At 65.0% G+C, this 26,095-nt stretch carries 27 protein-coding genes; 21 read left to right on the top strand and 6 right to left on the bottom strand.

Going from position 1 to position 26,095, the window contains the following annotated elements; translation table 11 throughout:
* Window positions 1-254 precede the first annotated feature (254 nt).
* Window positions 255-779, bottom strand: coding sequence for a YegJ family protein (locus CV770_RS30295; protein ID WP_104464975.1), 525 nt, complete (start codon window positions 777-779; stop codon window positions 255-257).
* A gap of 135 nt (window positions 780-914) precedes the next feature.
* Entirely contained in the window at window positions 915-1,997 is a 1,083-nt protein-coding gene (locus tag CV770_RS30290) for a branched-chain amino acid aminotransferase (protein ID WP_104464974.1), read from the bottom strand.
* A gap of 336 nt (window positions 1,998-2,333) precedes the next feature.
* Between CV770_RS30290 and CV770_RS30285 the strand changes: the two genes are divergently transcribed.
* From CV770_RS30285 to CV770_RS30275, 3 genes are read left to right on the top strand one after another with little or no spacing between them, the layout of a single operon-like run.
* Window positions 2,334-2,876, top strand: coding sequence for a MarR family winged helix-turn-helix transcriptional regulator (locus tag CV770_RS30285; protein WP_028140157.1), 543 nt, complete (start codon window positions 2,334-2,336; stop codon window positions 2,874-2,876).
* Window positions 2,873-3,604, top strand: a complete 732-nt coding sequence (locus CV770_RS30280) for a response regulator (protein ID WP_104464973.1) — start codon at window positions 2,873-2,875, stop codon at window positions 3,602-3,604. The genes CV770_RS30285 and CV770_RS30280 overlap by 4 nt, the downstream gene beginning before the upstream one ends.
* Before the next feature lie 18 nt (window positions 3,605-3,622).
* The gene (locus CV770_RS30275; RefSeq protein WP_091958577.1) at window positions 3,623-5,011 is read left to right on the top strand and encodes an ATP-binding protein; all 1,389 of its coding nucleotides are present in this window, start codon (window positions 3,623-3,625) and stop codon (window positions 5,009-5,011) included.
* Window positions 5,012-5,113: 102 nt separating this feature from the next.
* On the opposite strand, the gene CV770_RS30270 is transcribed toward CV770_RS30275, so the two are convergent.
* Together CV770_RS30270 and CV770_RS30265 are read right to left on the bottom strand one after the other, a co-directional pair.
* The gene (locus CV770_RS30270) at window positions 5,114-5,644 is read right to left on the bottom strand and encodes a DUF3617 domain-containing protein (protein ID WP_104464972.1); all 531 of its coding nucleotides are present in this window, start codon (window positions 5,642-5,644) and stop codon (window positions 5,114-5,116) included.
* Window positions 5,645-5,687: 43 nt separating this feature from the next.
* The gene (locus CV770_RS30265) at window positions 5,688-5,987 is read right to left on the bottom strand and encodes a hypothetical protein (protein WP_091958585.1); all 300 of its coding nucleotides are present in this window, start codon (window positions 5,985-5,987) and stop codon (window positions 5,688-5,690) included.
* A 185-nt stretch (window positions 5,988-6,172) separates the two neighbouring features.
* Between CV770_RS30265 and CV770_RS30260 the strand changes: the two genes are divergently transcribed.
* From CV770_RS30260 to CV770_RS30245, 4 genes are all read left to right on the top strand, one after another.
* Window positions 6,173-6,634 carry a hypothetical protein gene (locus CV770_RS30260; protein WP_091958589.1) on the top strand — a complete coding sequence of 154 codons (462 nt, stop codon included), beginning with the start codon at window positions 6,173-6,175 and terminating at the stop codon, window positions 6,632-6,634.
* A 120-nt stretch (window positions 6,635-6,754) separates the two neighbouring features.
* A complete protein-coding gene (locus CV770_RS30255) occupies window positions 6,755-7,447 on the top strand; it encodes a ribonuclease T2 family protein (RefSeq protein WP_091958593.1) in 693 nt (230 codons plus the stop codon).
* Window positions 7,448-7,628: 181 nt separating this feature from the next.
* Entirely contained in the window at window positions 7,629-8,489 is an 861-nt protein-coding gene (locus tag CV770_RS30250) for a 23S rRNA (adenine(2030)-N(6))-methyltransferase RlmJ (protein ID WP_104464971.1), read from the top strand.
* Between the two features lie 264 nt (window positions 8,490-8,753).
* Entirely contained in the window at window positions 8,754-8,969 is a 216-nt protein-coding gene (locus CV770_RS30245; protein ID WP_008544396.1) for a cold-shock protein, read from the top strand.
* Between the two features lie 114 nt (window positions 8,970-9,083).
* Here the strand turns inward: CV770_RS30245 and CV770_RS30240 are convergent, their stop codons facing one another.
* Window positions 9,084-9,707 (bottom strand): outer membrane protein, encoded by a 624-nt coding sequence (locus CV770_RS30240; protein ID WP_165637436.1) that lies wholly within the window; start codon window positions 9,705-9,707, stop codon window positions 9,084-9,086.
* Window positions 9,708-9,956: 249 nt separating this feature from the next.
* On the opposite strand from CV770_RS30240, the gene uvrC reads away from it, so the two are divergent.
* The 9 genes from uvrC to CV770_RS30195 all read left to right on the top strand — a co-directional run bounded on the left by uvrC (window position 9,957) and on the right by CV770_RS30195 (window position 18,741).
* Complete coding sequence (uvrC, locus tag CV770_RS30235; RefSeq protein WP_104464970.1) at window positions 9,957-12,011, top strand: excinuclease ABC subunit UvrC; 2,055 nt, start codon at window positions 9,957-9,959, stop codon at window positions 12,009-12,011.
* A gap of 97 nt (window positions 12,012-12,108) precedes the next feature.
* A complete protein-coding gene (pgsA, locus tag CV770_RS30230) occupies window positions 12,109-12,726 on the top strand; it encodes a CDP-diacylglycerol--glycerol-3-phosphate 3-phosphatidyltransferase (protein WP_018318354.1) in 618 nt (205 codons plus the stop codon).
* Window positions 12,723-12,974: a molybdopterin converting factor subunit 1 gene (moaD, locus tag CV770_RS30225; protein WP_091958605.1), complete on the top strand. Its 252-nt coding sequence runs from the start codon at window positions 12,723-12,725 to the stop codon at window positions 12,972-12,974. The genes pgsA and moaD overlap by 4 nt, the downstream gene beginning before the upstream one ends.
* 3 nt (window positions 12,975-12,977) lie before the next feature.
* Complete coding sequence (locus tag CV770_RS30220) at window positions 12,978-13,460, top strand: molybdenum cofactor biosynthesis protein MoaE (protein ID WP_104464969.1); 483 nt, start codon at window positions 12,978-12,980, stop codon at window positions 13,458-13,460.
* Window positions 13,460-14,419 (top strand): 50S ribosomal protein L3 N(5)-glutamine methyltransferase, encoded by a 960-nt coding sequence (gene prmB, locus CV770_RS30215; RefSeq protein WP_104464968.1) that lies wholly within the window; start codon window positions 13,460-13,462, stop codon window positions 14,417-14,419. The genes CV770_RS30220 and prmB overlap by 1 nt, the downstream gene beginning before the upstream one ends.
* 91 nt (window positions 14,420-14,510) lie before the next feature.
* Window positions 14,511-15,098, top strand: a complete 588-nt coding sequence (locus tag CV770_RS30210; RefSeq protein WP_104464967.1) for a hypothetical protein — start codon at window positions 14,511-14,513, stop codon at window positions 15,096-15,098.
* Window positions 15,099-16,229 carry a YihY/virulence factor BrkB family protein gene (locus CV770_RS30205; protein WP_104464966.1) on the top strand — a complete coding sequence of 377 codons (1,131 nt, stop codon included), beginning with the start codon at window positions 15,099-15,101 and terminating at the stop codon, window positions 16,227-16,229.
* A gap of 148 nt (window positions 16,230-16,377) precedes the next feature.
* Window positions 16,378-17,871, top strand: a complete 1,494-nt coding sequence (locus tag CV770_RS30200) for an EAL domain-containing protein (RefSeq protein ID WP_104464965.1) — start codon at window positions 16,378-16,380, stop codon at window positions 17,869-17,871.
* A gap of 15 nt (window positions 17,872-17,886) precedes the next feature.
* Entirely contained in the window at window positions 17,887-18,741 is an 855-nt protein-coding gene (locus tag CV770_RS30195; RefSeq protein ID WP_104464964.1) for a TIGR01459 family HAD-type hydrolase, read from the top strand.
* A gap of 176 nt (window positions 18,742-18,917) precedes the next feature.
* Here CV770_RS30195 and CV770_RS30185 read toward each other — a convergent pair whose 3' ends face one another.
* Complete coding sequence (locus tag CV770_RS30185) at window positions 18,918-19,313, bottom strand: response regulator (protein ID WP_008567674.1); 396 nt, start codon at window positions 19,311-19,313, stop codon at window positions 18,918-18,920.
* 229 nt (window positions 19,314-19,542) lie between these two features.
* Here CV770_RS30185 and CV770_RS30180 point away from each other — a divergent pair, with 229 nt between their 5' ends.
* The 5 genes from CV770_RS30180 to CV770_RS30160 form a co-directional block, all read left to right on the top strand.
* Complete coding sequence (locus CV770_RS30180) at window positions 19,543-20,514, top strand: bifunctional riboflavin kinase/FAD synthetase (RefSeq protein WP_104464962.1); 972 nt, start codon at window positions 19,543-19,545, stop codon at window positions 20,512-20,514.
* Window positions 20,515-20,719: 205 nt separating this feature from the next.
* Window positions 20,720-23,728 (top strand): isoleucine--tRNA ligase, encoded by a 3,009-nt coding sequence (gene ileS / locus CV770_RS30175; protein ID WP_104464961.1) that lies wholly within the window; start codon window positions 20,720-20,722, stop codon window positions 23,726-23,728.
* 10 nt (window positions 23,729-23,738) lie between these two features.
* The gene (gene lspA / locus CV770_RS30170; protein WP_104464960.1) at window positions 23,739-24,233 is read left to right on the top strand and encodes a signal peptidase II; all 495 of its coding nucleotides are present in this window, start codon (window positions 23,739-23,741) and stop codon (window positions 24,231-24,233) included.
* A gap of 95 nt (window positions 24,234-24,328) precedes the next feature.
* Entirely contained in the window at window positions 24,329-25,054 is a 726-nt protein-coding gene (locus CV770_RS30165) for a hypothetical protein (protein WP_104464959.1), read from the top strand.
* 191 nt (window positions 25,055-25,245) lie between these two features.
* Window positions 25,246-26,095, top strand: an 850-nt coding sequence (locus tag CV770_RS30160; RefSeq protein WP_201760107.1) for a M16 family metallopeptidase, incomplete at its 3' end; no start/stop codon positions are given.

Raw genomic sequence — 26,095 nt, 5'->3', positions numbered from 1 at the left:
TCGCGCGGATCGCCGAGGGATCGCGATCCTCGAGCCCGCGCGGCAGGCGCGCCTTCAGTTTCTGGGGTTTTTTGGATTTCTCGGCCATCCGCGGCATTTACCAGCCGGGGCGCGGGGCGGCAACCGGTGCTTAGGGAACGCCGTCATTCCGGGGCGATGCGCAAGCATCGAACCCGGAATCTCGAGATTCCCCGGTGCACAATTGCGCACCTGAGGTCTGGTCCTTCGGACCATTCCGGAATGACGGCCAACCTTTACGGCTGCTCCATCCGCGCCCTCAGGGCATCCGCGTCCGCCTTCGGCAGCGACTTCAGTGTCGGCTTGATGGTTTCGCCGCCGACGATCTTGCCGTTGCGCATGAACATCCAGTCCGAAATGTCGGCTTCGGTGAACTTGACCTCGTCGCCGGCCCGCTTGCCGGGCAGGTCACGCGGTTCATTGGCGAAGAGACCAGAATAGGTCCCGTCAGGCCGCTTCTTCACCTCGCCGATCCAGATGTGCTCACCGCCCTTGCGGGTCGAGAAGCGCACCTTCAGGGCGTGCCCGGCCTCCGACGGCTTTGGCGATTGATAGGAGGCCCAGAAGGTCGGCAACGTGCCGCGGGCGCGCGCGATCGCGGCATTCATTTCGGGATCGCTGGTGCGCACATCGACGATCGGCGAGCGATCTTGCGCGACCACCTCATGCATCGGGCCGATGGTCAGGATGCCGAAAACGGAAACGCCGGTGATTGCGGCGAGAACGACCCATTTCATGGGTTGGGAGAGTTCCGTTGCCATGGTCGCGATGTCCTGATGTCCAGATGTGTCCAGACTTTGTCGCGTGTCGGCAACGGCGCGTTCAGTGCACGAAAAACCACAAACGATGCGCGTTTCCCCTCTCCTCACGAGAGGAGGAACGCGCATCGCCGCATCTCAAAACACCTTGCGGATCCAGTTGTGGGGATCGTTGGTACGGCCGTACTGGATGTCGACGAGCTGCTTGCGCAGGCCCATGGCGACGGGGCCGGCGGCGCCCCCCGAGATCTCGAAATCGCCGCTCACCGAGCGCACCTTGCCGATCGGCGAGATCACGGCCGCGGTGCCGCAGGCGAACGCTTCCTTGAGCTTGCCGCTGGTCGCATCCTTGCGCCACTGGTCGAGCGAATACGGCTCCTCACGCACGGTCTTGCCGGCATCCTTTGCGAGCGCGATGATGGAGTCGCGAGTGATGCCGGGCAGGATGGTACCGAGCGGCGGCGTCGAGAGCGAACCGTCGTCGAACACGAAGAACACGTTCATGCCGCCGAGCTCCTCGATGTAGCGGCGCTCGACCGCGTCGAGGAAGACCACCTGATCGCAGCCATGCTGGATCGCTTCGGCCTGGGCGCGCAGGCTCGCAGCGTAATTGCCGCCGCACTTGACCGCGCCGGTGCCGCCGACGGCAGCGCGCGTGTAATTCTCCGAGACCCAGATCGACACCGGCGCGGGACCGCCCTTGAAATAGGAGCCGACCGGCGAAGCGATGACTGCAAAGATGTATTCGGACGACGGCTTGACGCCGAGGAAGGTCTCGCTCGCGATCATGAAGGGCCGCAGGTAAAGGCTGCCCTCGCCGCCCGGCATCCAGGCGCGGTCGATGCGCACGACCTGCTCGACCGCCTCGATGAAGACGTCCTCGGGCAGCTGCGCCATCGCCATGCGGTCGGCGGAATCCTTGAAGCGCCGCGCATTGGCGTCGGGACGGAACAGGTTCACGCCGCCATCGTCGCGCTTGTAGGCCTTGAGGCCCTCGAAGATTTCCTGGGCGTAGTGCAGCACCGCGCCGGCCGGATCCATCTGGAAGTTGGCGCGTGCCTCGACACGCGCCTCGAACCAGCCGCCCTTGGCCTGGTTGTAGCGCACGATCGCCATGTGATCGGTGAAGACCCGTCCGAAGCCGGGGTCCACCAGCTTGGCCACGCGGTCCTTCTCGGGCGTCGGATTGGATGCGGGCTGGATGTCGAATTTCATGCTCATGTCCTTGCCTCCCGCTGCCGGTGGCGGCGCCGTTCTGGCGCCGGCCTGCCCCTTTCGGGCCCGGCTGGCTTGATTGGTTTTTAGGCCGGATCACCGCCAGCCTTGTTACGGCCGGTTTCCGTGGCCAGCATATCGCCGAGGACATGCTTTTGCGGAAGGCGGAAGTCCAGTATGTTTTGTCGAAACGCCGCTCGACAATCGCACGGTAGATCTGATCCGGCCGTCGTCGCCTGTCCGGCTCTCTCCAGCCGCCCTGCTTCGATGCCACCCGCGCGAACGATCTAAAATTTCGTGCTGGTCAATCGTTTTGTAACATTGAACCCAAGATACGTCAATATGCCTGACATAAATTTCGCGACTTCCTCTCACGACGCCGCCGAGCCCAAGCCGGCCGCAGACGACGGAGGCAATTTGCGCTGGGATATCATCGAGCTACTGTTCTTCGCCTATCGCGACTTCGTCGGCGACCCCGACCAGGAGCTGGAGGCTTTCGGCTTCGGCCGCGCCCACCACCGGGTCATGCACTTCGTCTACCGCTATCCCGGTCTCAAGGTCGCCGATCTGCTCGACGTCCTGCGCATCACCAAGCAATCGCTCGGCCGCGTGCTCAAGCAGCTGCTGGACGAGGGCTACATCGTGCAGAAGACCGGTGACAATGACCGCCGCCAGCGCCTGCTCTACGCAACGCCGAAGGGCGAGGCGCTGGTGCAGAAGCTCGCCGGTCTGCAGACCACGCGGATCACCAAGGCGCTTGCCGAAATGGGTCCGCAGGATGCCGAGACGGTCAAGCGCTTCCTGCGCGCGATGATCGATCGCGACGATCCAGACAAGGTGCTCGAGACGATCTTCGCTTCTGTCAACCACGACGCCAAGGAGTGACCGTGACGCTCGCTGCCACTCTCGCCCGCCCGCCGGCACGCCCGGCCGATGACGCGCCGCATCTGCTGCTCGTCGACGACGACCGCCGCATCCGCGATCTGCTCTCGCGCTTCCTCGCCGCCGAGGGCTACCGCGTCACCACCGCCGCGAGTGCCAGCGATGCACGTTCGAAACTGCTGGGCCTGCATTTCGACCTCTTGATCCTCGACGTGATGATGCCCGGCGAGACCGGCTTCGATCTCGCCCGCTTCATCCGGACATCCTCCTCGGTGCCGATCGTGATGCTGACGGCACGACACGAGGCGGAAGCGCGCATCGAGGGCCTGCAGATCGGCGCCGACGACTACGTGGCGAAACCGTTCGAGCCGCGCGAGCTGGCGCTGCGCATCAACAATATCCTCAAGCGCGCCGCTCCGCCGCCGCAAGCCACGGCGGTGGAGAAGATCGCGTTCGGCCCCTACGTCTATCATCTCGATCGCGGCGAGCTGCGCCAGGGCGAGGAGGTCATCCACCTCACCGACCGCGAGCGCGAGATGCTGCGCATTCTCTCGGAGACGCCGGGCGAGACCGTGCCGCGCAGTGCGCTGACCGGCAACGGCAGCGTCAACGAGCGCGCCGTCGACGTGCAGATCAACCGCCTCAGGCGCAAGATCGAAACCGACCCCGCCAATCCGCTGTTCCTCCAGGCGGTGCGCGGCATCGGCTACCGGCTGGTAGCCTCGCCATAAATCAGTGAAGCGCGACCGATGAGCACGATTGATACCGGCCTGACGCTGCTCCGAAGCGCCGCCGGCCGCGTCTCCGCCGCCAATGGTTGGATGGGCAACGCGTTCAAGGGCTGGATGCCGACCGGCCTCTACGCCCGCGCGCTCCTCATCATGATCGTGCCGATGGTGGTGCTGCAATCGGTCGTCGCCTTCGTGTTCATGGAGCGGCACTGGAATACGGTGACGCGCCGACTGTCGGCCGCAGTGGTGCAGGACATCGCCGCGCTGATCGACGTCTACAAGGGTTATCCGCAAGATAAGGATCGCGACCAGATCCGCCGTATCGCGCAGCAGCGCCTCGGCCTCGTCGTCGATTTCCTGCCCGCCGGCGACATGCCGCCGCCGGGACCAAAGCCGTTCTTCTCGCTGCTCGACCAGACGCTGTCGGTGCAGCTCGGCCGCCAGATCGGGCGCTCGTTCTGGATCGACACGGTCGGCCGCTCCAATCTCGTCGAGATCCGCATCCAGCTCGACGATGCCGTGATGCGCGTGTTCGCGCAGCGCAGCGCCGCCTATGCCTCCAACTCGGAGATATTCCTGTTCTGGATGGTTGGCACGTCGTCGATCCTGCTGATCGTCGCAGTGCTGTTCCTGCGCAACCAGATCAAGCCGATCCTGCGTCTTGCGGACGCCGCCGAAAGCTTCGGCAAGGGCCGCGAAGCGCCGAACTTCCGCCCCAGGGGCGCGCGCGAGGTGCGGCGCGCAGCGGTCGCCTTCCTCGAAATGAAGTCGCGCATCGAGCGCACCATGGAGCAGCGCACCGCGATGCTCGCCGGCGTCAGTCACGATCTGCGCACCATCCTGACTCGCTTCAAGCTCGAGCTGGCGCTGATCGGCGACAGCCCCGAGCTCGAGGGCATGCGCAAGGACGTCGACGAAATGTCGATGATGCTGGAAGATTATCTCGCCTTCGCCCGCGGCGATTCCGGCGAGCAGTCGCAGCCGACCGACATGGCGCAGGCGCTCGAGGAGCTGCGCGGCGATGCCGAGCGCCACGGCCATACCGCGACCGTCGCCTTCCACGGCCTGCCCGTGGTGACGGTGAAGCCGGCCTCGTTCAAGCGCTGCCTCGCCAATCTCGTCACCAACGCGGCGCGCTACGGCAAGGCCATCGCCATCGCCGGCCAGCGCGATCACCGTTATTTGACCGTGACGATCGACGACGACGGCCCCGGTATTCCCGCGCATTTGCGCGAAGAAGTGTTCAAGCCGTTCCTGCGGCTCGACAACGCCCGCAACCAGGATGAAGGCGGCACAGGCCTTGGCCTTGCCATCGCCCGCGACATCGCCCGCTCGCATGGCGGCGACATCACCCTCGGCGACAGTCCGATGGGGGGACTACGGGCGAGCGTCAGGATACCGGTGTAGCTGCCGTAGCCCGGATGGAGCGAAGCGCAATCCGGGATTCTTTCTCGCAATCGACGCAAGGCCCCGGATTTCGCTGCGCTCCATCCGGGCTACGATCTCGCCCTACTTCGGCAGCAGCGCCTTCAGCTTATCCATGTCGCGCACGTTCATCTTGAAGCCGCCGGGCATCACGATGTCGCCGGGCTTCTGGTCGGGCTTGCAGGCCCCAAGCCATTTGGCTTGCAGCGTCATGGTGGCATCGCGTCCCGCAGCGCCGGCGACACCGCCTTGTGCGTGCGAGGAGGTCTTCACCGTGTAGGCCGAGTTGAAATCGCCCGTGATCTCGGCATGCGAGGTCGTGCTGACGCCGGCGACGCTGCACTCGGAATCGCTGACATAGCCGGTCGCGGTCTTCTTGATCTCCTGCTTGGCGCAGATCTGCTTGGCCATCGGGGAGACGTTGTTGCTCATCTCCTTGTCGACGGTCTCGTCGGTGCAGTGCTGCATGGTCATCTCGGGCACGGGCGAGCCGCTCGTGACCAGTTTCATCTCCCAAAGACCGGCCTTGCGCACCGGCAGGTCGTCGGCAAAGGCACCGCCTGCCGAAACCACGAGGCAAAGGGCCGAGCCGAGCAAAGCGAGTTTGCGCGTCATGTGAAAAGGCTCCCGGCTGAGAGTGCGGCGTTACGACAGCGCCTCAGTAGAGCGTGCGGATCGGCTGGTCGGCGGCGCCATAAGGCACCCAGCGGCAGGAGAACGAGATGTAACCGCCCTCATAGGCCTGCACCGCCAGGAATTTCACGACTTTGCCATAGCGCGCGCAGTGATCGACTGCGGCCTGGCGCGCATCGACCTGGGTGGCCATCGAATAGGCGATGATGCCGCCGGTGTCGTTGCCCTTGAACGGCGGCACATAGTCGGCGCGCGCCGACTGGCTCGCCGTCATACCCGAGACAACCAGGCTGGCGAGAAGACCCGCGGCCGCAATGATTCGCATTCCCGTCACTCCAATTGGCTGGCGGGCAGTTTACGGTGCCGGGAGGGAAGTGAAAAGAACGGAAGCCCTGCCAACCACGAAGTTGTGGTCAACTCCTGGCGAAGTGTTGCCGCGCTGCACTTGACCTCCCCCGGCCTTCGCGGCACCGTCCAACCTTCGCAAGACTTTAGCTGTCCGGATTGACCATGCGCGCCCCCTTCCTGAAATTGCTCCGCTATGCCGCCGTGCTCGGCCTCATGTTCGGAGCGATGTCGCTCGGTGAGGCCAGGGCCGCCAATCCGCTCGAGCTGAACTTCTGGCTAAGCGGACCGCGCTATGACGGCGCCGTCGCCGATTGCGACCGGGCGCTGCCGACCATCGCCACCCAGTTCTGGGAAAAGGAAAGCACGTTCTGGAATTCCTCGTTGAGGATCACCGGCTTCTCCGCCGTTCGCGAGACCGCATTCCGGCCCTGGCAGTCCGACAATATTCCGCGCCGCTATTGCACCGGCGAGGCCATGCTCACTGATGGCAAGGTGCGCAAGGTGCACTTCTCGATCATCGAGGATGGCGGCTTCGCCGGCTATGGCAACGGCGTCGAATGGTGCGTGGTCGGACTCGACCGCAACTGGGCCTATAATCCGGCCTGCCGCGCCGCCAAGCCCTAGCTAAACAAGCCCTGATTCGGGCCGATCAGGCGACCGGATGACGGCCGCCCGAATTTTGTTCTTGAAATGTTCCCATCGCCTGCTAGGCTTCCTCGCACAGTCTAGTTGAGGGGCGTCGCCATGTTTCATTCCAGATTGCATTTGTTTTCCCGTCTCGTGATCTCCCTGACCCTTGCCGCCGGACTGGCCTTGCTCGCCGGCAGCGCAAATGCCCAGGACAAGCGGCAGAACGCGCCCGGCGAATTCGACTTCTATGTGCTGTCGCTATCGTGGTCGCCCTCGTTCTGCGAGGAGGCGGCCGAGCGTGGAGGCCGCTCGCAAATCCAGTGCAGCGGTCGGCCCTACGCCTTCGTGGTGCATGGGCTGTGGCCGCAATATGAGAATGGCTTCCCGGAATATTGCCAGCGGCCCGCACCGCGGCTGAACCGCAGCATCGTTTCCTCGATGCTCGATTTGATGCCGGCGCCGGGCCTGATCTTCAACGAATGGGACAAGCACGGCACCTGCTCCGGCCTCGAGGGCCGCAGCTATTTCGAGACGATCCGCAAGGCGCGCGCTGCGATCAAGATCCCGGCCGAATATCTCGATTTGTCGCAGGCCAAGACGGTGGCGCCGGCGGAGGTCGAAGAGGCCTTCATCAAGGCCAATCCGGGGCTGAGCAATGCCGCCGTCTCGGTCACCTGCAACCGGACGCGGCTGTCCGAGGTCCGTATCTGCCTCAGCAAGGACCTGCAATTCCGCGCCTGCGACGAGATCGAACGCCGCACCTGCCGCCGCGATCAGGTCACCATGCCGCCGATCAGGGGCGGTTGAGCTCGACTTCTCAGACCGTCATTCCGGGGCGCGCGAAGCGCGAACTATGATGCGCAGTTGCGCATCTGAGAATCCATCGACCCGCGCGGCCCGGTGGTGCAATGGATTCCGGGCTCGGTGCTACGCACCGCCCCGGAATGACGGGAGTTACTTTCATCGTGCGATGTCGTAACTCTTCGCCATGAATTACCGCCACGCCTTCCACGCCGGCAACTTCGCCGATGTCATCAAGCACATCGTGCTGGCGCGCATCATCACCTATCTGCAGGACAAGCCGGGGGCGTTCCGCGTCATCGACACCCATGCCGGCGCCGGCCTCTACGATCTCGACAGCGACGAGGCGCGCCGGGGCGGCGAATGGCTGACCGGCATCGCGCGGCTGATACAGGCACGCCTGTCGAACGAGACCCTGGCGCTCGTACAACCCTATCTCGACATCGTCCGCGCCTTCAATCCGAAGGGTGAGCTTAGGGCATATCCGGGCTCGCCGTTGATTGCGCGCGGCCTGCTCCGGCCGCAAGACCGGCTCGTCGCCTGCGAGCTCGAGCCGAAGGCGCGGAAAGCGCTGATCGCCGTGCTGCGCCGCGACGAACAGGCCCGCGTGGTCGACCTCGACGGCTGGGTGGCACTGCCGGCCTTCGTGCCGCCGAAGGAGCGGCGCGGCCTCGTGCTGATCGATCCGCCCTTCGAGGCCAAGGACGAGTTCGAGCGGCTGGGCGAAGCATTCTCCACAGCCTTCGCGAAATGGCCAACCGGCATCTATGTCATTTGGTATCCCGCTAAGAACCGGCGCGCCACCGACACACTGGTCCAAACGGTGGCGCGGCTCGCAGCTGCAGCAAAGCCACCGGGAAATTGTCTGCGCCTCGAGTTCAGCGTCGCGCCTCAGCTCGATGGCGGGGCGCTCGCCTCCACCGGGCTCCTCATCGTCAATCCGCCCTACACGCTGCAGGGCGAGCTCAAGACGATCCTGCCCGAGCTGGAAATGCCGCTCGGCCAAGGTGGTGCTGCCAGATTCCGATTGGAGGTGCCCAAGCCTTAAAGCGAGGCCGTAACACTCCGGCATTCTTGGGAAAAATATGCAGGAGCGGTAGTCAATCTGCAGAGAACCGTATTATGCTGTTTCCGTGACTGGCTTTACGTTCCGCTTCCGCGAATGGTTGCGGCGGAGTGAAGGCCTAAGAAAGATCCGGCCGGACCGTTGAGGTCCGCCCAAGGATGGCCAGCTCCCGGGCTCCGTAGTGCCCCGTCATGTCGTGACGTGAGTCTGCGTCGCGGCGGAGGAGCAATGAGGGGGAGTTTCCCGATGGCCATGACGGGAACGGTCAAGTTTTTCAACGGCGAACGCGGCTACGGATTCATCAAGCCTGACGACGGCGGCCGCGACGTCTTCGTACATATTACTGCTGTGGAGCGGGCCGGACTGAAGGACCTTGCGGAAGGACAGCGTATCACTTTCGAAGTCGAACCCGACAAGAAGGGGAAGGGACCGAAGGCGGTCAATCTGGTCATCCTGTCCTAGCGGGCCTGACGCACAACATTCGGCGCAATACTTGGCGCAAAAAATACCTGGCGCAAAAAATTCCCGGCCGCGAGCGGCCGGGAGGTTGTGGTCCGGTATTTTCTTCTTCAGCTATCAGAAACGATAGTTCACGCCGGCGCGCACAACGCTGGCGCTATAGCCGTTTGACACCCCTGTAATTGCGAACTGTGTCGTCGACAGATCGATGTAGAGATATTCCAGCTTGGCGCTCCAGTTGGGGGCCAGACCGACTTCCGCACCGGCGCCGATGGTCCAGCCGGCGGTGGTGTGCGATTCCGTCCAGCCGAAGGTCTGCGCACGCAGCTCGCCGAAGGCGAGGCCGGCGGTGCCATAGAACAGCACGTTGCTGAAGGCATAGCCGGCGCGGCCGCGCAGGGTGCCGAACCACGGATTGGAGAATTTCCACGGCGCGAAGGTGTCGTCGGCACCGGCGGCCTGGATGTCGCCCTCGACGCCGAACACAAACGGGCCATTCTGGAAGTTGTAGCCGGCCTGCACGCCGCCGACGAAGCCCGACGGCTTCGAGGGGTTGTTGTCCACCGAGCCCCATTCATAGCCGATGTTGCCGCCGAGATAGGGGCCTGCCCAGCTGTACGCGTTGAGCGGCTGGTTGACGGTATAGGGCGCGCGCTGACCGTAATTCATGTCGGCGGCCTCGGCCGAAGCTATCCAGCCGGCGGCAACCAACGCGGCTGCGCCCACAACGAGCCTCTTCATCACACACTCCAACGCAACTGCCGTCACCGGTGCGGCGCCCGCGCCGCCGCGCAGGGCAAACCGCATGGTTACGGAACCACGACCTCTTCGCATAAGATTTATCGAGAGTTTTAAGTTAAAGGGCTGTTAAGCCGGGTTACCGCGCTGTTAACAGGCTTAAGCAAGCGTTACCGGGAACTGCGCCGCCATCCTGTGCGTGCCGCACGGCCGGAACTTCAAATCGGCACCCCCAGCGCCTAAATTCGCTCCATGGTTCACGATTCCACCGACAATCCGGACGACCGCGCGCGCAAACCCGTGCGTGGCGCCGCGCCGGACGTCCCAGCCGAGACGCCTCCGGATCTCGATCCCGCCACCAGCGGCGGCGATGACGAGGACGATGCGCGGCTGCCCGATATCCTGGAAGAGAGCGGCGCCGTCGGCGAAGGACCGCTGGCGACCGGTCACGAGGCGATCGAGCGCGCGGTCCGCCTCGCCCCCACCTCGCCCGGCGTCTATCGCATGCTCAATGCGAATGCCGACGTGCTCTATGTCGGCAAGGCCAAGAACGTCAAAAAGCGCCTCTCCAACTATGCGCGCCAGAATGCGCCGCAGCCGGCCCGCATCCTGCGCATGATCGCAGCCACGGTGACCGTGGAGATCGTCTCGACCAACACCGAGACCGAGGCGCTGCTGCTGGAAGCCAACCTCATCAAGCAGCTGCGGCCGCGCTTCAACGTGCAGCTGCGCGACGACAAATCGTTTCCCTACATCCTGATCACCGGCGACCATTGGGCGCCGCAGATCCTGAAACATCGCGGCGCGCAGAGCCGGCCGGGGCGCTATTTTGGTCCGTTCGCCTCCGCCGGAGCCGTCAACCGCACCATCACGGCACTGCAGCGCGCCTTCCTGATCCGCTCCTGCACCGATTCCTTCTTCGAGAGCCGCAGCCGGCCCTGCCTGCTCTACCAGATCCGCCGCTGCGCCGGCCCCTGCACCCGCGAGATCGACTTTCCCGGCTATACGACCCTGGTGCGCGAGGCGAGCGACTTCCTGTCCGGCAAGAGCCATGCGGTGAAGCAGGAACTTGCAGGCGAGATGGAGAAGGCGTCCGGTGAGCTCGAGTTCGAGCGCGCCGCGCTCTACCGCGACCGCCTCGCCGCGCTCTCGGCGATCCAGTCGCAGCAGGGCATCAATCCGCGCACGGTCGAGGAAGCCGACGTGTTCGCCATCCATCAGGAGGGCGGCTTCTCCTGCGTCGAGGTGTTCTTCTTCCGCACCGGCCAGAACTGGGGCAACCGGGCCTATTTTCCGCGCGCGGAAAAGACGTACACCCCAGAAGAGGTGCTCGGCTCCTTCCTCGCCCAGTTCTACGACGACAAGCCGCCGCCGAGGAACATCCTGCTCTCGCACGAGATCGAGGAAAGCGAGCTGCTCGCCAATGCGCTGTCGATCAAGGCTGGCCACAAGGTCGAGGTCACCGCGCCCAAGCGCGGGGAGAAAAAGGAACTCGTCGCCCACGCGTTGACCAATGCGCGCGAGGCGCTCGGCCGCAAGCTCGCGGACACCGCCACGCAAAGCCGCCTGCTCGACGCCATCGCCACGACGCTGAGCCTGCCGCATTCGCCCAAGCGCATCGAGGTCTACGACAACAGCCACATCCAGGGCACCAATGCGGTCGGCGCCATGATCGTCGCCGGCCCCGATGGTTTCGTGAAGAACCAGTACCGCAAGTTCAACATCAAGTCGGAAGGGATCACGCCGGGCGACGACTTCGCCATGATGCGCGAGGTGCTGGAGCGGCGCTTCAAGCGCCTGATCAATCCGCCCGAGGAAGGTGCGGCCAAAGCCAAGGACGACGATTTCCCGCAATGGCCCGATCTCGTCATCATCGACGGCGGCCGCGGCCAGCTCAACGCCGTGCGCGAGATCTTTGCAAATCTCGGCCTGACCCAGGTGTCGCTGATGTCGGTCGCCAAGGGACCGGACCGGGATGCCGGCCGCGAGACCCTGTTCATGCCCGAGCGTGAGGCGATCAAGCTGGAGCCGCGCGACCCCGTGCTCTATTTCATCCAGCGGCTGCGCGACGAGGCCCACCGCTTCGTCATCGGCTCGCACCGCAAGCTGCGCAAGAAGGATATCCGCGAGGCTGGTTTGCAGGAAATTCCGGGCATCGGCCCGTCACGCAAACGTGCCTTGCTGCATCATTTCGGAACCCTGAAGGAGATCGAACGGGCCTCGATCGCCGATCTCGGCAAGGTTCCGGGGGTCAGTGCCGAGAGTGCGCGCAGGATTTTCGAGTATTTCCATCCCCAGCCGGGATGAATTAAAGGGGGACCGCAGTCATATGATCGTCGTGTCCGCACCTCATTTGGGGTGCGGGACGGTTGACGTTCAGGCAGCAGCGGTATTGGTAGGACGGATGAACATCGCCACCACACGAGGGACGACCAGCCGCGCGATGTCCCTCCCCAACATCCTGACCTATGGCCGGATCGCCGCGATCCCGGTCGTCGTCGGATGCATCTATGCGCAGTCGATTCTGGATCAGCCGCTCTGGCTCCGCTGGGTGGCGGTGGCCCTCTTCATCGCGGCCGCGGTCACCGATTACCTCGACGGCTATTACGCGCGGATCTGGAATCAGCAATCGGCGTTCGGCCGGATGCTCGACCCGATCGCCGACAAGCTGCTGGTCGCCTCGTGCCTGCTGATGCTGGCCGCCGACGGCATCATCCATGGCTGGTCGTTGTGGGCCGCCATCGTCATCCTGTGCCGCGAGATCCTGGTCTCGGGCCTGCGCGAATATCTCGCCGCGCTCCGCGTCAGCGTGCCCGTGACCAAGCTTGCGAAGTGGAAGACCACGGTCCAGCTCGTCGCCATCGGCTTTCTGCTCGCGGGACCTGCCGGCGACGAAGTGGTGCCCGTCGTCTCGATGATTGGCCTCGCGCTGCTATGGGCCTCGGCGATCGTGACCATCTACACCGGCTACGATTATTTCCGCGCCGGCATCCATCACCTCATCAAGGAGGACGAGGGATGAAGGTGAAGTATTTCGCCTGGGTGCGCGAACGCGTCGGCAAGGCGGAGGAGACCATCGAGCCGCCGGCGACCGTGCGCACCGTCGAGGACCTGATCGCCTGGCTGTCCGGCCAAAGCGAGGCCTATGCCTACGCGTTCGAGAAGCCGAAGGTGATCCGCACCGCGATCGACCATGCCCATGTCAAATCGGATGCCGCGATCGCGGGCGCCCGCGAGATCGCGTTCTTCCCGCCGATGACCGGCGGCTAGGCCATGACTTCCCCTGTCGCCAGCTGCCCCGTCACCATTCGCATCCAGGAAGACGATTTCGACATCGCGCGCGAGATCGCGGTCCTGACCAAGAGCCGGACCGACATCGGCGCGGTCGTGAGCTTTTCGGGCATCTGCCGCGCTGACGATGACAGCGCCAAGGTCGCCGCGCTCACGCTCGAGCACTATCCTGGCATGGCTGAGGAAGAGATCAGGCGCCATGCCGACGCGGCGACCTCGCGCTGGCCGCTGAACGGCGTCACCGTGATCCATCGCGTCGGCCGCTTCATGCCGGGCCAGAACATCGTGCTGGTGCTGACCGCCTCGCAGCACCGCCAGGCCGCATTCCATGCCGCCGAGTTCCTGATGGACTACCTCAAGACCAGCGCTCCGTTCTGGAAGAAGGAAGAGAGCGCCACCGGCACCGGCTGGGTCGAGGCCCACGCCCGCGACGACGAGGCCGCCGCACGCTGGACCAAATCCTGATGGCAAAAGCATCCAAAAAGACCGTCGGCGGCCGCGCCGCGCCCAAGCTCGCCAAAGTCGGCCCGGGCGAGCTTCTCACGCTCCTCGATTTCGTCCGCTACGGGGTGAGCCGCTTTGTCGAAGCCAAGCTCGCCTTTGCGCACGGGACGACCGATCCGGTTGCCGAAGCAGCCTTCCTGGTGAGCGAAGCGCTGCATCTCAATCCCGAGCAGTTCGAGATTTTTGCCAACGCACGGGTCACGGCGGCCGAAGGCAAGACCATCCTCGACCTCATCCATCAACGCGTCACCACGCGCAAACCGGCTGCCTATCTCGTTAACAAGATCTACATGCGCGGCCTGCCCTTCTATGTCGACGAGCGCGTCATCGTTCCGCGCTCCTTCATCGGCGAGCTCCTGGAGTCGCATTTCGGCGGCGAAGGCAATGCTGGAGCGCTGATCGACGACCCTACGGGCGTCGAGCGCGTGCTCGATCTCTGCACGGGATCGGGATGCCTCGCCATCCTCGCCGCGCATCATTTCCCGAACGCCGCCGTCGATGCCGTCGACATCTCCAAGGGAGCGTTCGAGGTGGCCACGCGAAATGTCGGCGAATATGGGCTCGAGGACCGGATCAGCCTGTATCGCGGCGATCTGTTCGCCCCGCTCGGCGATGCGCGTTACGACCTGATCATCACCAACCCGCCCTATGTCGACGCAGAAGGCATGGCCGCACTGCCGCCTGAGTGCCGGGCCGAACCCAAGCTCGCCTTCGACGGCGGCGCCGACGGCCTCGACGTGGTGCGCCGCATCCTGGCTGAGGCGCCCGATCATCTCACCCCGGATGGCGGATTGATCTGCGAGATCGGCCGCGGCCGGGAATTGGTCGACGAGGCCTTCCCGGAACTGCCGCTGCTCTGGCTCGACACCGAGGACTCCGAGGGCGAGGTGTTCTGGATCGCGGCCGCCGATCTCGGCTGATTCGACACGGCGGACGGAGCTCCGTCGGAACAACTCAAATAGCGCCACGTTCATCCCCCGACGAATTATCTCGCTCTCGGAGGATGTCCGCATGCTCGCGCCATCGGGCGAATTGCTGCGCGCCAGCATGGCGCTGAAGCTCAACCACCTCAAGCGCGCCGCGCAATCGTATTTGCGTGACCGCACCAGCCAGGCCACCGGACGCGCGACGTCCTACGCGGTCGCGGCCGGTCTGTTCGCAGTGGCCGGGCTGTTCGTGATCGCGACCTTCTTCGTCGGCCTGATCGCCCTCTACCGCTGGGTTGCAATCACCTACGGACAATTCTGGGGCTTTGGTGCCGTCGCCGCCGTGCTGCTGGTGCTCGCCGCGGTCTGCGCCGGCGTCGCCATGGCGATGATGAAGCGGCCGACCAAGCAGATCGTACCGCTCGCCAGCCGGATGCGCGTTGCGATCGCCTCCCCGCGGATTCCGCGCGGAACGGTCAAGCAGGCGGTGAAGGAGGTCGCGACGACGATTCCCCTGGTGCCGCTCGCGCCGGGCGAGCGCGGCCATGGCAGAAGGGCCTCACCCGTTCGCACCAACCGGCCCGTGCAGCTTGGCCTGATGCTCGCGGCGATTGGGCTGGCGGGGTTCACGGCGGCGCGGCGCAGACGTCACGGTCAAAGATTGGACGCTTGAATGCTGGTGCGGCGCTCCGAACAGCTCGATTCCTGGTTGCTGGTGGCCGCCACGGCCGTGTTCGTGCTGACGGCGGAGCGCTACTTTCAGGACAGGGACCTGGTCCCATCGGGGCCGCCGCAAGACCATCGCAAAGGCGAGGCGAATTCTCCGGAGACGCACCCCGCGCGCGCGGCCGTGCAGCCCGGCCATGGCCGCCGCGCCAAGAGCCCGTTTGAGATCCCCTGGAAGGGCTGGAAGGATATCTTCTGGCGGACCTATCAGCGCATCGACGAGGATCGCCTTCTGGCGACAGCGGGCGGCGTCGTGTTCTTCGGGCTGCTCGCGATCTTTCCGGCGGTTACGGCGCTGGTTTCCTCCTACGGCCTGTTCGCCGATCCTAAGACGATCAGCGCCAATCTGCAGACGCTCGCGACGATGCTCCCTGAGGGCTCGTTCCAGATCGTCGAGGATCAGGTGGCGCGCGTGGTCTCGCATGGCAGTACCACGCTCGGTGCGACGTTCCTGTTCGGCCTTGTGCTGGCGATCTGGAGCGCCAATGCGGGCGTCAAGGCGATCTTCGATGCACTCAACGTCGCTTATGAGGAGCGCGAGAAGCGCAGCTTCATCAAGCTTAATATGGTGTCTCTGGCCTTCACGGTCGGCGGCATCGTGGCGCTGCTGGTGATGGTGGGGCTTGTCGTTGCCTTCCCGCTGGCGCTCAATCATCTCGGCATGGCGCCCGAAAGCAAGCTGATCGTGGCGCTGGCACGATGGCCGCTTATGTTCCTCGTCCTGCTGGTGGCGCTTGCGATCCTCTACCGCTTCGCGCCCAGCCGCGATGCGCCGCGCTGGCAATGGCTCAGCCTCGGCGCGGTGATTGCCGCCATTCTCTGGATCGCCGGCTCGGCGCTGCTCTCCTGGTATCTCTCGGAATTCGCCAACTACAATGCGACCTACGGCTCGCTCGGCGCGGCGATCGGCCTGATGACCTGGATGTGGATGTCGGCGATCGTCATCATGTTCGGCGCCGAGCTGAATTCGGAGATCGAACGGCAGACGCTGAAGGACACGACCGAGGGATCACCCAAGCCGCTCGGCACCCGCGACGCCGTCTCGGCCGACACGGTCGGAGCCGCCGCGCCAGCCTGACCGCGCCCGGGAACGGGCGGCTATCCCCTCGAATCAACAATGATGTTAAGCTCATGCGGCTTGGGGGAGCATGAGGCGCGGCGGGATCGTACAGCGGCCCGTGTTTTCCCGGGTGAGGCAGTCAGCTCTTTGAGGCGTAACGCGCGGCATGATTCGCATTTCGACGATCTTCATCGCCATCTGCATGGTACTGGTCGCGGCCTCGCTCGGGCTTGCGCTCTACGCAGTCGCCGGCATCAGCGGAACCGAATCCGCGATCGTGGCGCTGACCGCGCTGACCTTCCTGATCCTCTACAACGCGGTGTCGATGCGGCTGCGCGACCGCAGCGACGTCGGCGGCCAGATCGCCGACCTGTCGCGCGGCACCGCCGACCTCGCCCGCCAGGTGGCGGAGTTCGGCCGCCGGTTAGCTGCGATCGAGGGACGCATCGCCTCGTCCAATTCGACCAACTCCGACCGCATCCAGTCGGTGGTCGGCGAGATCAACGAGCTCGGCGGATTGGTCAGGCAACTCGCCAGCACCGTATCGACCCATGAGGATCTGTTGGCCGGCAATGCGCCAGCGCCGGCTCCCGTTCCCGCTCCGATCGCCAGGCTGGAGCCAGAGGCGCCGATCGACCTGATTGCGCCGTTCGAGGAGCGGCCGGCCGCCCCTCCCCCGCTGCCCGCACCGCCGTCACGACCGGCACCGGCGGTCCAGACCCAGGCCGCCAATCCGGTTCCGGCAGTCAACGGGCGCAACCAGACCCAGCTGCTGGCGACGCTGCGCAACGCGATCGACGAAAACCGCATCGACATCTTCCTCCAGCCGATGGTGACGCTGCCGCAACGCAAGGTGCGGTTCTACGAGGCGGTGACGCGCCTGCGTGACGAGCGCGACCAGCTGATCGCCGCCGAGGAGTTCATCAGCATCGCGGAAGCGTCCGGCCTGATCGGGCGCATCGACAACATGGTGATGCTGCGCTGTGTGCAGGTGCTGCGGCGCCTGATGGTGCGCAACAAGGACGTCGGCGTGTTCTGCAACGTCGCGGCCTCCACGCTCGGTAATTCCACCACCTTCGCGCAATGCCTCGACTTCCTCGAAGCCAACCGGGCGCTGGCGCCCTCGCTGGTGCTGGAGTTCAAGCAATCGACGTTCCGCAGTCTCGGCCCGGCCGAGACCGAGAATCTCGCGGCGCTCGCTCAGCGCGGCTTCCGTTTCTCGATCGACCATGTCACCGATTTGCGCATCGAGCCGCGCGAGCTGGCCGACCGCGGGGTGCGCTTCATCAAGGTGCCGGCCACGCTGCTGCTCGACCCCAGGCAGGCCTCCGCCTCGGACATCCATCCTTCGGACCTCTCCGACCTGCTCGGCCGCTTCGGCATCGACCTGATCGCGGAGCGGATCGAAGGCGAGCGCGCGGTCGTGGACCTGCTCGACTATGACGTGCGGTTCGGCCAGGGGTTCCTGTTCGCGCCGCCCCGGCCATTGCGGCCTGAGGGGGCATCTGCTACCGGCGGGGCCTCGCCGAACCAGGCGCAGGACATTCAGGGATCCAATGGCTCCGCTCCTCCCAGCCAAGGCGCGACATCTGGCGCGACGTCAGCCGCTCCTCCGGCACAACGCATCACCGGCAACGCAGCGCTCGCGCGCCGCATCTGATCGGCGCTGCGCATCATGACCACGCTGCATTTCGCCGAAAGCCTGCGCGAGCTCGTGGGCGGTGTCGATGTCGTGCTCAGCGACATCTGGGGCGTGGTCCATAACGGCCTCGAATCCTTCCCCGAAGCCTGCGACGCGCTGCACACTTATCGCAGCCACGGCGGTACGGTGATCCTGATCACCAACGCCCCGCGCCCGGCCGACAGCGTGCAGCGGCAATTGCGCAAGCTCGGCGTCGCCGACGAGACCTATGACGCGATCGTTTCGTCCGGCGACCTGACCCGGCTCTATGTCGCCGAGCATCCCGGCCGCAAGATGTTCTGGCTCGGCCCCGAGCGCGACAACTCGATCTATCGCGGCCTCGACGCGAAAACCGCGCCGCTGGAGGAAGCCGACTACATCGTCTGCACCGGCCTCTATGACGATGAGACCGAAACGGCGGAAGACTATCGCGGCATGATGCTGAAGGCGCGCGAGCGCAAGCTGACGCTGGTCTGCGCCAACCCCGACATCGTGGTGGAACGCGGCGACCGGCTGATCTATTGCGCCGGCGCCATCGCGGAGCTCTATCGCGAGCTCGGCGGCGAAGTGATCTTCTACGGCAAGCCGCACCGGCCGATCTATGAGCGCGCGATGGCACTCGCCGGCGAACGCCAGGGCCATCCGATCGACCGGAAGAAAGTGCTGGCGATCGGCGATTCCGTCCGCACCGACTTAACCGGCGCGCGCGAATTCGGCATCGACTGCTTGTTCGTCACCCGCGGCATCCATGCCGAGGAGTTCGAGGGGCTCGACCAGCTCGACCCGGCATCGGTGATGGAATTGTTCGGCCACCCGCCGAAAGCGCTGATGCGCGAATTGAAGTGGTGACGGCTGGGGCGTGAACTGACGCCGGCTTTAGACCAATTGCTTAGCTCTCAACACCGTCATGGCCGGGCTTGACCCGGCCATCCACGACTTGCTTCTAGCGTCCAAGAACGTAGATGCCCGGGACAAGCCCGGGCATGACGATCTCTGTAGAAAGCTGTGTTTGGATCGGGCGGCGCTTACGCGCTCGCCATGTCCGGGAAGACCGCCTCGATCTTGGTCTTCAGCGTCGCCGCGTTGAACGGCTTGACGATGTAGTTGTTCACGCCGGCCTTCTTGGCTGCGATCACGTTCTCGGTCTTGGATTCCGCGGTGATCATGATGAAGGGCGTGGTGGCGAGGTTCGGATCCGCGCGCACTTCGCGCAGCAGGTCGTAACCCGTCATCGGCTCCATGTTCCAGTCGGAGATCACGAGCCCGTACTTCTTGCCGCGCATCTTGTTCAGCGCTGCTGAACCGTCGCTGGCATCATCGATGTTCTCGAAGCCAAGCTGCTTCAGCAGATTCCTGATGATACGGATCATGGTGCTGTAGTCATCCACCACCAGAACCGGCATCGACAAATCAACCGCCATCTCGACTCCCCCAACACAAACGCAGGAATATTACGATCGGACCTGCCCAAGCCGGAGCCCGGCAGTTCCACGCTCAAGGACTAGCACCAAGGCGTTAAACAGCGCGTTAATTGGGGACGCCCCCCAAGGACTGAAATCGCGTTCGATGCGGCCGCGCCCTCCCGCTTGACTTCATCCGGCCGGTCGCGCCACGGTCCCGGCCGGTCCTGCCGGTTCGAGAATTCCCCTGATGGCTCCGCATTTTACCATTATCCGCGACACCACGCCGGTCTCCGCTATTCCAAGGGGTGCCGTGGTCGCCATGGGCAATTTCGACGGGGTTCATCTCGGCCACCGCGCCGTGATCGCCGCAGCCCTGGAAATGGGCCGGGCGCAGGGCCGTCCCGCGCTGGCATTGACCTTCGAGCCGCATCCGCGGCGGTTTTTCAGCCCCAACACCCCTCAATTCCGCCTGACGGACGAGCGGGCCAAGCTGCGGCTTCTGGCCGGCACCGGACTTGCCGGCGCCGTGGTCATGACCTTCGACAAGGCCCGTGCCGGAACCAGCGCGCAAGACTTCATTCACCATGACCTGATCGGGCGGCTCGGCGTCAGCGGGATCGCGGTCGGCTATGACTTCCATTTCGGCAAAGGACGCGTCGGCTCGCCGAGCCTTCTGGTCAACGAAGCGCCCCGGCTCGGGATCGAGGTCGACGTGCAGCCCCATGTCGATATCGACGAGCGGCCGGTGTCCTCCAGCGCGATCCGGATCGCTCTCGCCGAAGGGCAGCTGGACGAGGCCACCACCATGCTGAGCGCACCCTGGTTCGTCACCGGCGAGGTCATCCACGGCGAGAAGCGCGGCCGCGATCTCGGCTACCCCACGGCCAACATCCGCCTCGACGCCAATTGCGGCCTGAAGCACGGCATCTATGCGGTGCGGGTCGGCCGCGGGCCTGAGCGGCTGGACGGGGTGGCGAGCTTCGGCCGCCGCCCGACCTTTGATAATGGCGCTCCCCTCCTCGAGATCTTCCTGTTTGACTTCAAGGGCGACCTCTACGGGCAGGCTCTGGACTGCGCCTTCGTCGGCTTCATTCGCGAGGAGCTGAAATTCGACAGTCTGGCGGCCTTGATCCGGCAGATGGACGACGATTCCGCCCGTGCCCGCGCCATCCTGGCCGCCGCCCCGGACGCGTTTCCGCGGCTCGGCACCATCGATTGAGTCCCGACCCCAGCCTCCCCGAACCTTTGCGCTTCCGTTGGCCCCCTGCTATGGAGAGCCCATGTTTTCGCGGCGCATCATAGGGATTAGCGGCCCGGCTTCCGCCTGAGCCTTCGGGGCTCGGCGCAAGACCGGGATTTTGTCGTTTCACCCCGCGATTCCGCATCGCCATCCGTTCCCGCGCCCTTCCGAGCCAGTCAGCCTCATGTCCGAAAAGCCGCAAAAGTCCCCAAAGTCTGAAGCCAAAGACTATTCGAAGACCCTGTTCCTGCCGCAGACCGAATTCCCGATGCGCGCCGGCCTGCCGCAGCGCGAGCCGGAGATCCTCAAGCGCTGGTACGAGATCGGCCTCTACGAGAAGCTGCGCGAGGCTGCCCGCGGCCGCGCCAAGTTCGTGCTGCATGACGGCCCGCCCTATGCCAACGGCAACATCCATATCGGCACGGCGCTGAACAAGATCCTCAAGGACCTCGTCACCAAGAGCCAGCAGATGCTCGGCTTCGATTCCAACTACGTGCCGGGCTGGGACTGCCACGGCCTGCCGATCGAGTGGAAGGTCGAGGAGGAGCACTATCGCAAGAAGGGCAAGCAGAAGCCCGACTTCCGCGACAGTGCCGCGATGATCGATTTCCGCCGGGAGTGCCGCGCCTACGCCACGCATTGGCTCGGCGTGCAACGCGAAGAGTTCAAGCGCCTCGGAGTCATCGGCGACTGGGATCATCCCTACGCCACCATGAGCTTCCCGGCCGAAGCCCAGATCGCGCGCGAACTGATGAAGTTCGCGGCCAACGGCACGCTCTATCGCGGCTCCAAGCCGGTGATGTGGAGCGTGGTCGAGAAGACGGCACTGGCCGAAGCCGAGGTGGAGTACGAGGACCACACCTCCGATACGGTGTGGGTGAAATTCCCGGTCACGTCGCCCGCGCACGGTGCGCTCGCCTCCGCAAGCGTCGTGATCTGGACCACGACGCCCTGGACGCTGCCGGGCAACCGCGCCATCTCGTTCTCGCCGAAGATCGCCTACGGCCTGTACAAGGTGACGGATGCGCCCGCCGACAATTGGACCAAGACGGGCGATCTCCTGATCCTCGCCGACGCGCTCGCTGAAGAGGTCTTCAAGCAGGCGCGCGTGACGGCTTTCGAGAAGGTGCGCGATGTCCCCGGCGACACCATGGACGCGATCGAATGCGCCCATCCGCTGAAGGGCCTTGCCGGCGGCTACGACTTCATCGTGCCGCTATTGCCCGGCGACCACGTCACCGACGACACCGGCACCGGCTTCGTGCACACCGCGCCCGGCCATGGCCGCGAGGACTTCGATGCCTGGATGGCGCAGGCGCGCGATCTCGATGCGCGCGGTATCACCACGGCAATCCCCTATACCGTCGACGAGAACGGCGCCTACACCGATCATGCGCCGGGCTTTGTCGGCAAGCGGGTCATCAACGACAAGGGCGAGAAGGGCGACGCCAACGAGGCCGTGATCAAGGCGCTCGTCGAAAAGAGCATGCTGCTCGCGCGCGGCCGGCTCAAGCACCAATATCCGCACTCCTGGCGCTCCAAGAAGCCGGTGATCTTCCGCAATACGCCGCAATGGTTCATCGCGATGGACAAGGATGTGGCGGTGAGCGGCAAGACCAAGAGCGGCGACACGCTGCGCGCCCGCGCGCTGCACGCGATCTCGGTGACGCAATGGGTGCCGCCTTCAGGCGAAAACCGCATCAACGGCATGATCGAGGCGCGGCCCGACTGGGTGATCTCGCGCCAGCGCGCCTGGGGCGTGCCGATCGCCGTGTTCGTTCGCGAGAAGGGCGACGGCTCCGCGGAGATCCTCCAGGACGAGGCCGTCAACACCCGTATCGGCGATGCCTTCGAGCAGGAAGGCGCCGATGCCTGGTACGCGAAGGGCGCGCGCGAGCGCTTCCTGGGCGCACGGGCCAATGAAGACTGGCAGAAGGTCGACGACATCCTCGACGTCTGGTTCGATTCCGGCTCGACGCACGCTTTCGTGCTCGAAGACCCCGTGCAGTTTCCCGGGCTCGCCGGCATCAAGCGCAAGGTCGACGGTGGCACCGACACGGTGATGTACCTCGAAGGCTCGGACCAGCATCGCGGCTGGTTCCACTCCTCGCTGCTGGAGAGCTGCGGCACGCGCGGCCGCGCGCCCTACGACATCGTGCTGACCCACGGTTTCACCCAGGCCGAGGACGGCCGCAAGATGTCGAAGTCGCTCGGCAACACCATCGAGCCGCAGGCCGTCATCAAGGAATCCGGCGCCGACATCTTGAGGCTCTGGGTCGCGTCCTGCGACTACACCGACGACCAGCGCATCGGTCCCGAGATCCTGAAGAACACCGTCGAGACCTACCGCAAGCTGCGCAACACCGTGCGCTGGATGCTCGGCACGCTGCACCATTACAAGCCGACTGAGGCGGTCGCGCCCGCCGAGATGCCCGAGCTCGAACGGTTGATGCTGCACGAGCTCGCGGTGCGCGCGGCTGCGGTCGACAAGGCCTATCGGGAGTTCGACTTCAAATCGGTGGTCGCGATCCTGTCCGCTTTCCTGAACAGCGAGCTCTCGGCGTTCTATTTCGACATCCGCAAGGATACGCTGTATTGCGATCCGCCGTCCTCGCCGACGCGCAAGGCGGCGCTGACAACGATCGACCTGTTGTGCGCCTCGGTCCTGAAATGGCTGGCGCCGATCCTCAGCTTTACCGCGGAGGAAGGCTGGCGCATGTACCGGCCCGAGGCCGAACCCTCGGTGCATCTGACCCAGTTCCCGACCGATCTCGAAGCCCTGCGCGACGACAAGCTCGCCGCGAAATGGGAAGCAATCCGCAACGTCCGCCGCGTCGTCACCGGCGCGCTCGAGCTCGAACGCGCCGCCAAGAACATCGGCTCCTCGCTGGAAGCGTCGCCGGTGATCTATGTCGCCGACCGGGACATGCTGATGACGCTGTTCGACGTCGACCTCGCCGAAATCTGCATCACCTCGAATTACGAGGTGCGTGAAGGCGAGGCGCCCGCCGATGCGTTCCGGCTCGATGCCGTCCCCGGTGTCGCGGTCGTGGTGGAGAAGGCGGTCGGCACCAAATGCGCCCGCTCCTGGAAGATCTCCCCGACGGTCGGCGAAGACGCTGAATACCCCGACGTCACCCCGCGCGACGCCAAGGCGCTGCGCGAGTGGAAGGCGCTGGGGGTGGCGGTCTGATCCCCCGGCCATGACCCCGCTCCGCGCCGGCATCCTCGCGGCCCTGGTCACGCTCGTGGCCGACCAGGCCTCAAAGCTCTGGCTGCTGAATGGGTTCGACCTCGCCCGTCGCGGCGTGGTGAAAGTGACGCCGTTCTTCGACCTGGTGCTGGCCTGGAACATCGGCATCAGCTTCGGCTGGCTCCAGAACGACAGCCAGGCGGCACAGCTCGCGCTGATGGCCGTCAAGGCCGTCGCGGTGGTCGCGCTGGCGATCTGGATGGCCCGCTCGCACACCCGGCTTGCCACGGTCGCGCTGGGCCTGATCATCGGCGGCGCCATCGGCAACGGCCTCGACCGCCTGGCCTATGGCGCAGTGGTCGATTTCGCCCTGCTCCACATCGAGATCGGCGGAAATACCTATAATTGGTATGTGTTTAACCTCGCCGACGTGGCCATCGTTGCTGGGGTGGCGGGGCTATTGTATGATTCCTTCCTGGGGGTACCCGCCGCAAAAGCGCCCTGATCCCGGCCGATACGGACCGGCAGGTGGAACCCGGCCTTTGCGAGGGTTTGCCGCGTGCGAGCGGCGATCTGACACAATATGGAACAGGTACAGTAATGCGCAGCTCGAAGACCAGCATTTCGATGGTTCGAGACCCCCGATCGGGGCTTTGGCAGGCGTTGAAATTGTCCGCCGTCGCGCTCGGCATCGGTCTCGTCATGTCGGCTGGCGCAGCCCGCGCCGGTGACGACGACGAGGAAGATGACGGGATGACCTTCGAAGAGAAGATCATCGACAATCTGATGTCCGGCATCGGCGCCAAGAGCATGGAAAAGCCCGGCATCGAATACCGCGAGCGCTCGCCGCTGGTCGTGCCGCCCAAGCTCGACCTGCCGCCTCCCGCGACCCAGGCCAAGGCCGCTCCGAACTGGCCCAAGGACCCCGAGGAGAAGCGCCGCAAGGAAGCCATCGCCGCGCGCAAGAAAGCCACCAAGGAAACGGAAAACTGGCAGGCCGCCCGACCGCTGACGCCCGCCGAGATGAAGGCCGGCCAGGTCGCCGCAGCCCCCCGGACAAGCAATGACCCGATCCAGCCGGGCACCAACGGCAATCCGTCACTCAGCCCCGCCGAACTCGGCTTCTCCGGCGGCCTGTGGAATATGATGAAGGGCGGCAACGCCACCGAAGAAAAGAAATTCACCGAGGAGCCGCCGCGCCAGTCGCTGGTCGAGCCGCCGCCGGGCTATCAGACGCCGTCTCCGAACTACTCCTATGGCGCCGGGCCGGACAAGTCGCGGCGGACCTATTTCGACATCATGTCCGGCAAGGACAAGGAACAATAGCGTTCCTGTCCGACAGACGCGCCCCCAGCGCCGGCGATCATGTACGCCGGCCGAGGTGCATAAATTGCTGATCAGTAACTTGCCTATGCGTTGAGTTCTCTGCTTCGTGACGCGAAGCCTCAGCCGCACGGTGTAGCATGCCGTGCCGTCCGAGCCGGACATCCGGACCTCGGCCTTTCAAAAGGATCATAATGTCCTCTTACCGATCGGCTGCCTGCCTCCTTGCCGCGCTGCTTTCGACGAGCATCCTCTCGGCCGGCGCGGCCCTTGCCCAGACCACGGTAACATCGGCCCCGCCCGCCAGCTTCACGCTCAGCAACGGCATGCAGGTCGTGGTGATCCCCGACCACCGCACGCCCGTCGTCACCGAGATGATCTGGTACAAGGTCGGTTCGGCCGACGAAACGCCGGGCAAATCCGGCCTCGCCCACTTCCTCGAGCACCTGATGTTCAAGGGCACCTCGAAGCATCCCGTCGGCGAATTCTCCCAGACCGTGCTTCGCGTCGGCGGCAACGAGAACGCCTCGACCTCGGTCGACTACACCAACTATTACCAGCGCGTGCCGAAAGAGCAGCTGCCGACCATGATGGAGTTCGAGGCCGACCGCATGACGGGCCTCGTCCTCAAGGACGAGAACGTGCTGCCCGAGCGCGACGTCGTGCTCGAAGAGTACAACATGCGCGTCGCCAACAATCCGGACGCGCGGCTGAACGAGCAGATCATGGCCGCGCTCTATCTCAATCATCCCTACGGCCGTCCCGTGATCGGCTGGCATCAGGAGATCGAGAAGCTCGACCGCGAGGACGCACTCGCCTTCTACCGCCGCTTCTATGCGCCGAACAACGCGATCCTGGTGATCGCCGGCGACGTCGAGGCCGCCGACATCCGCCCGCTGGTCGAGCGCAATTTCGGCTCCATCCCGGCGCAATCAGCGATCCCGCCGCGGCGCGTCCGTCCGCAGGAGCCGGAGCCCGCCGCCCCGCGCACCGTCACGCTGGCCGACCCGCGCGTCGAGCAGCCGAGCATGCGGCGTTATTATC

Origin of the sequence: Bradyrhizobium sp. AC87j1, from assembly GCF_002936975.1 — a bacterium.
Lineage (GTDB): Bacteria > Pseudomonadota > Alphaproteobacteria > Rhizobiales > Xanthobacteraceae > Bradyrhizobium > Bradyrhizobium shewense.
The sequence above is the reverse complement of the archived record's forward strand: the minus strand, read 5'-3'. Positions and strand labels throughout refer to the sequence as shown.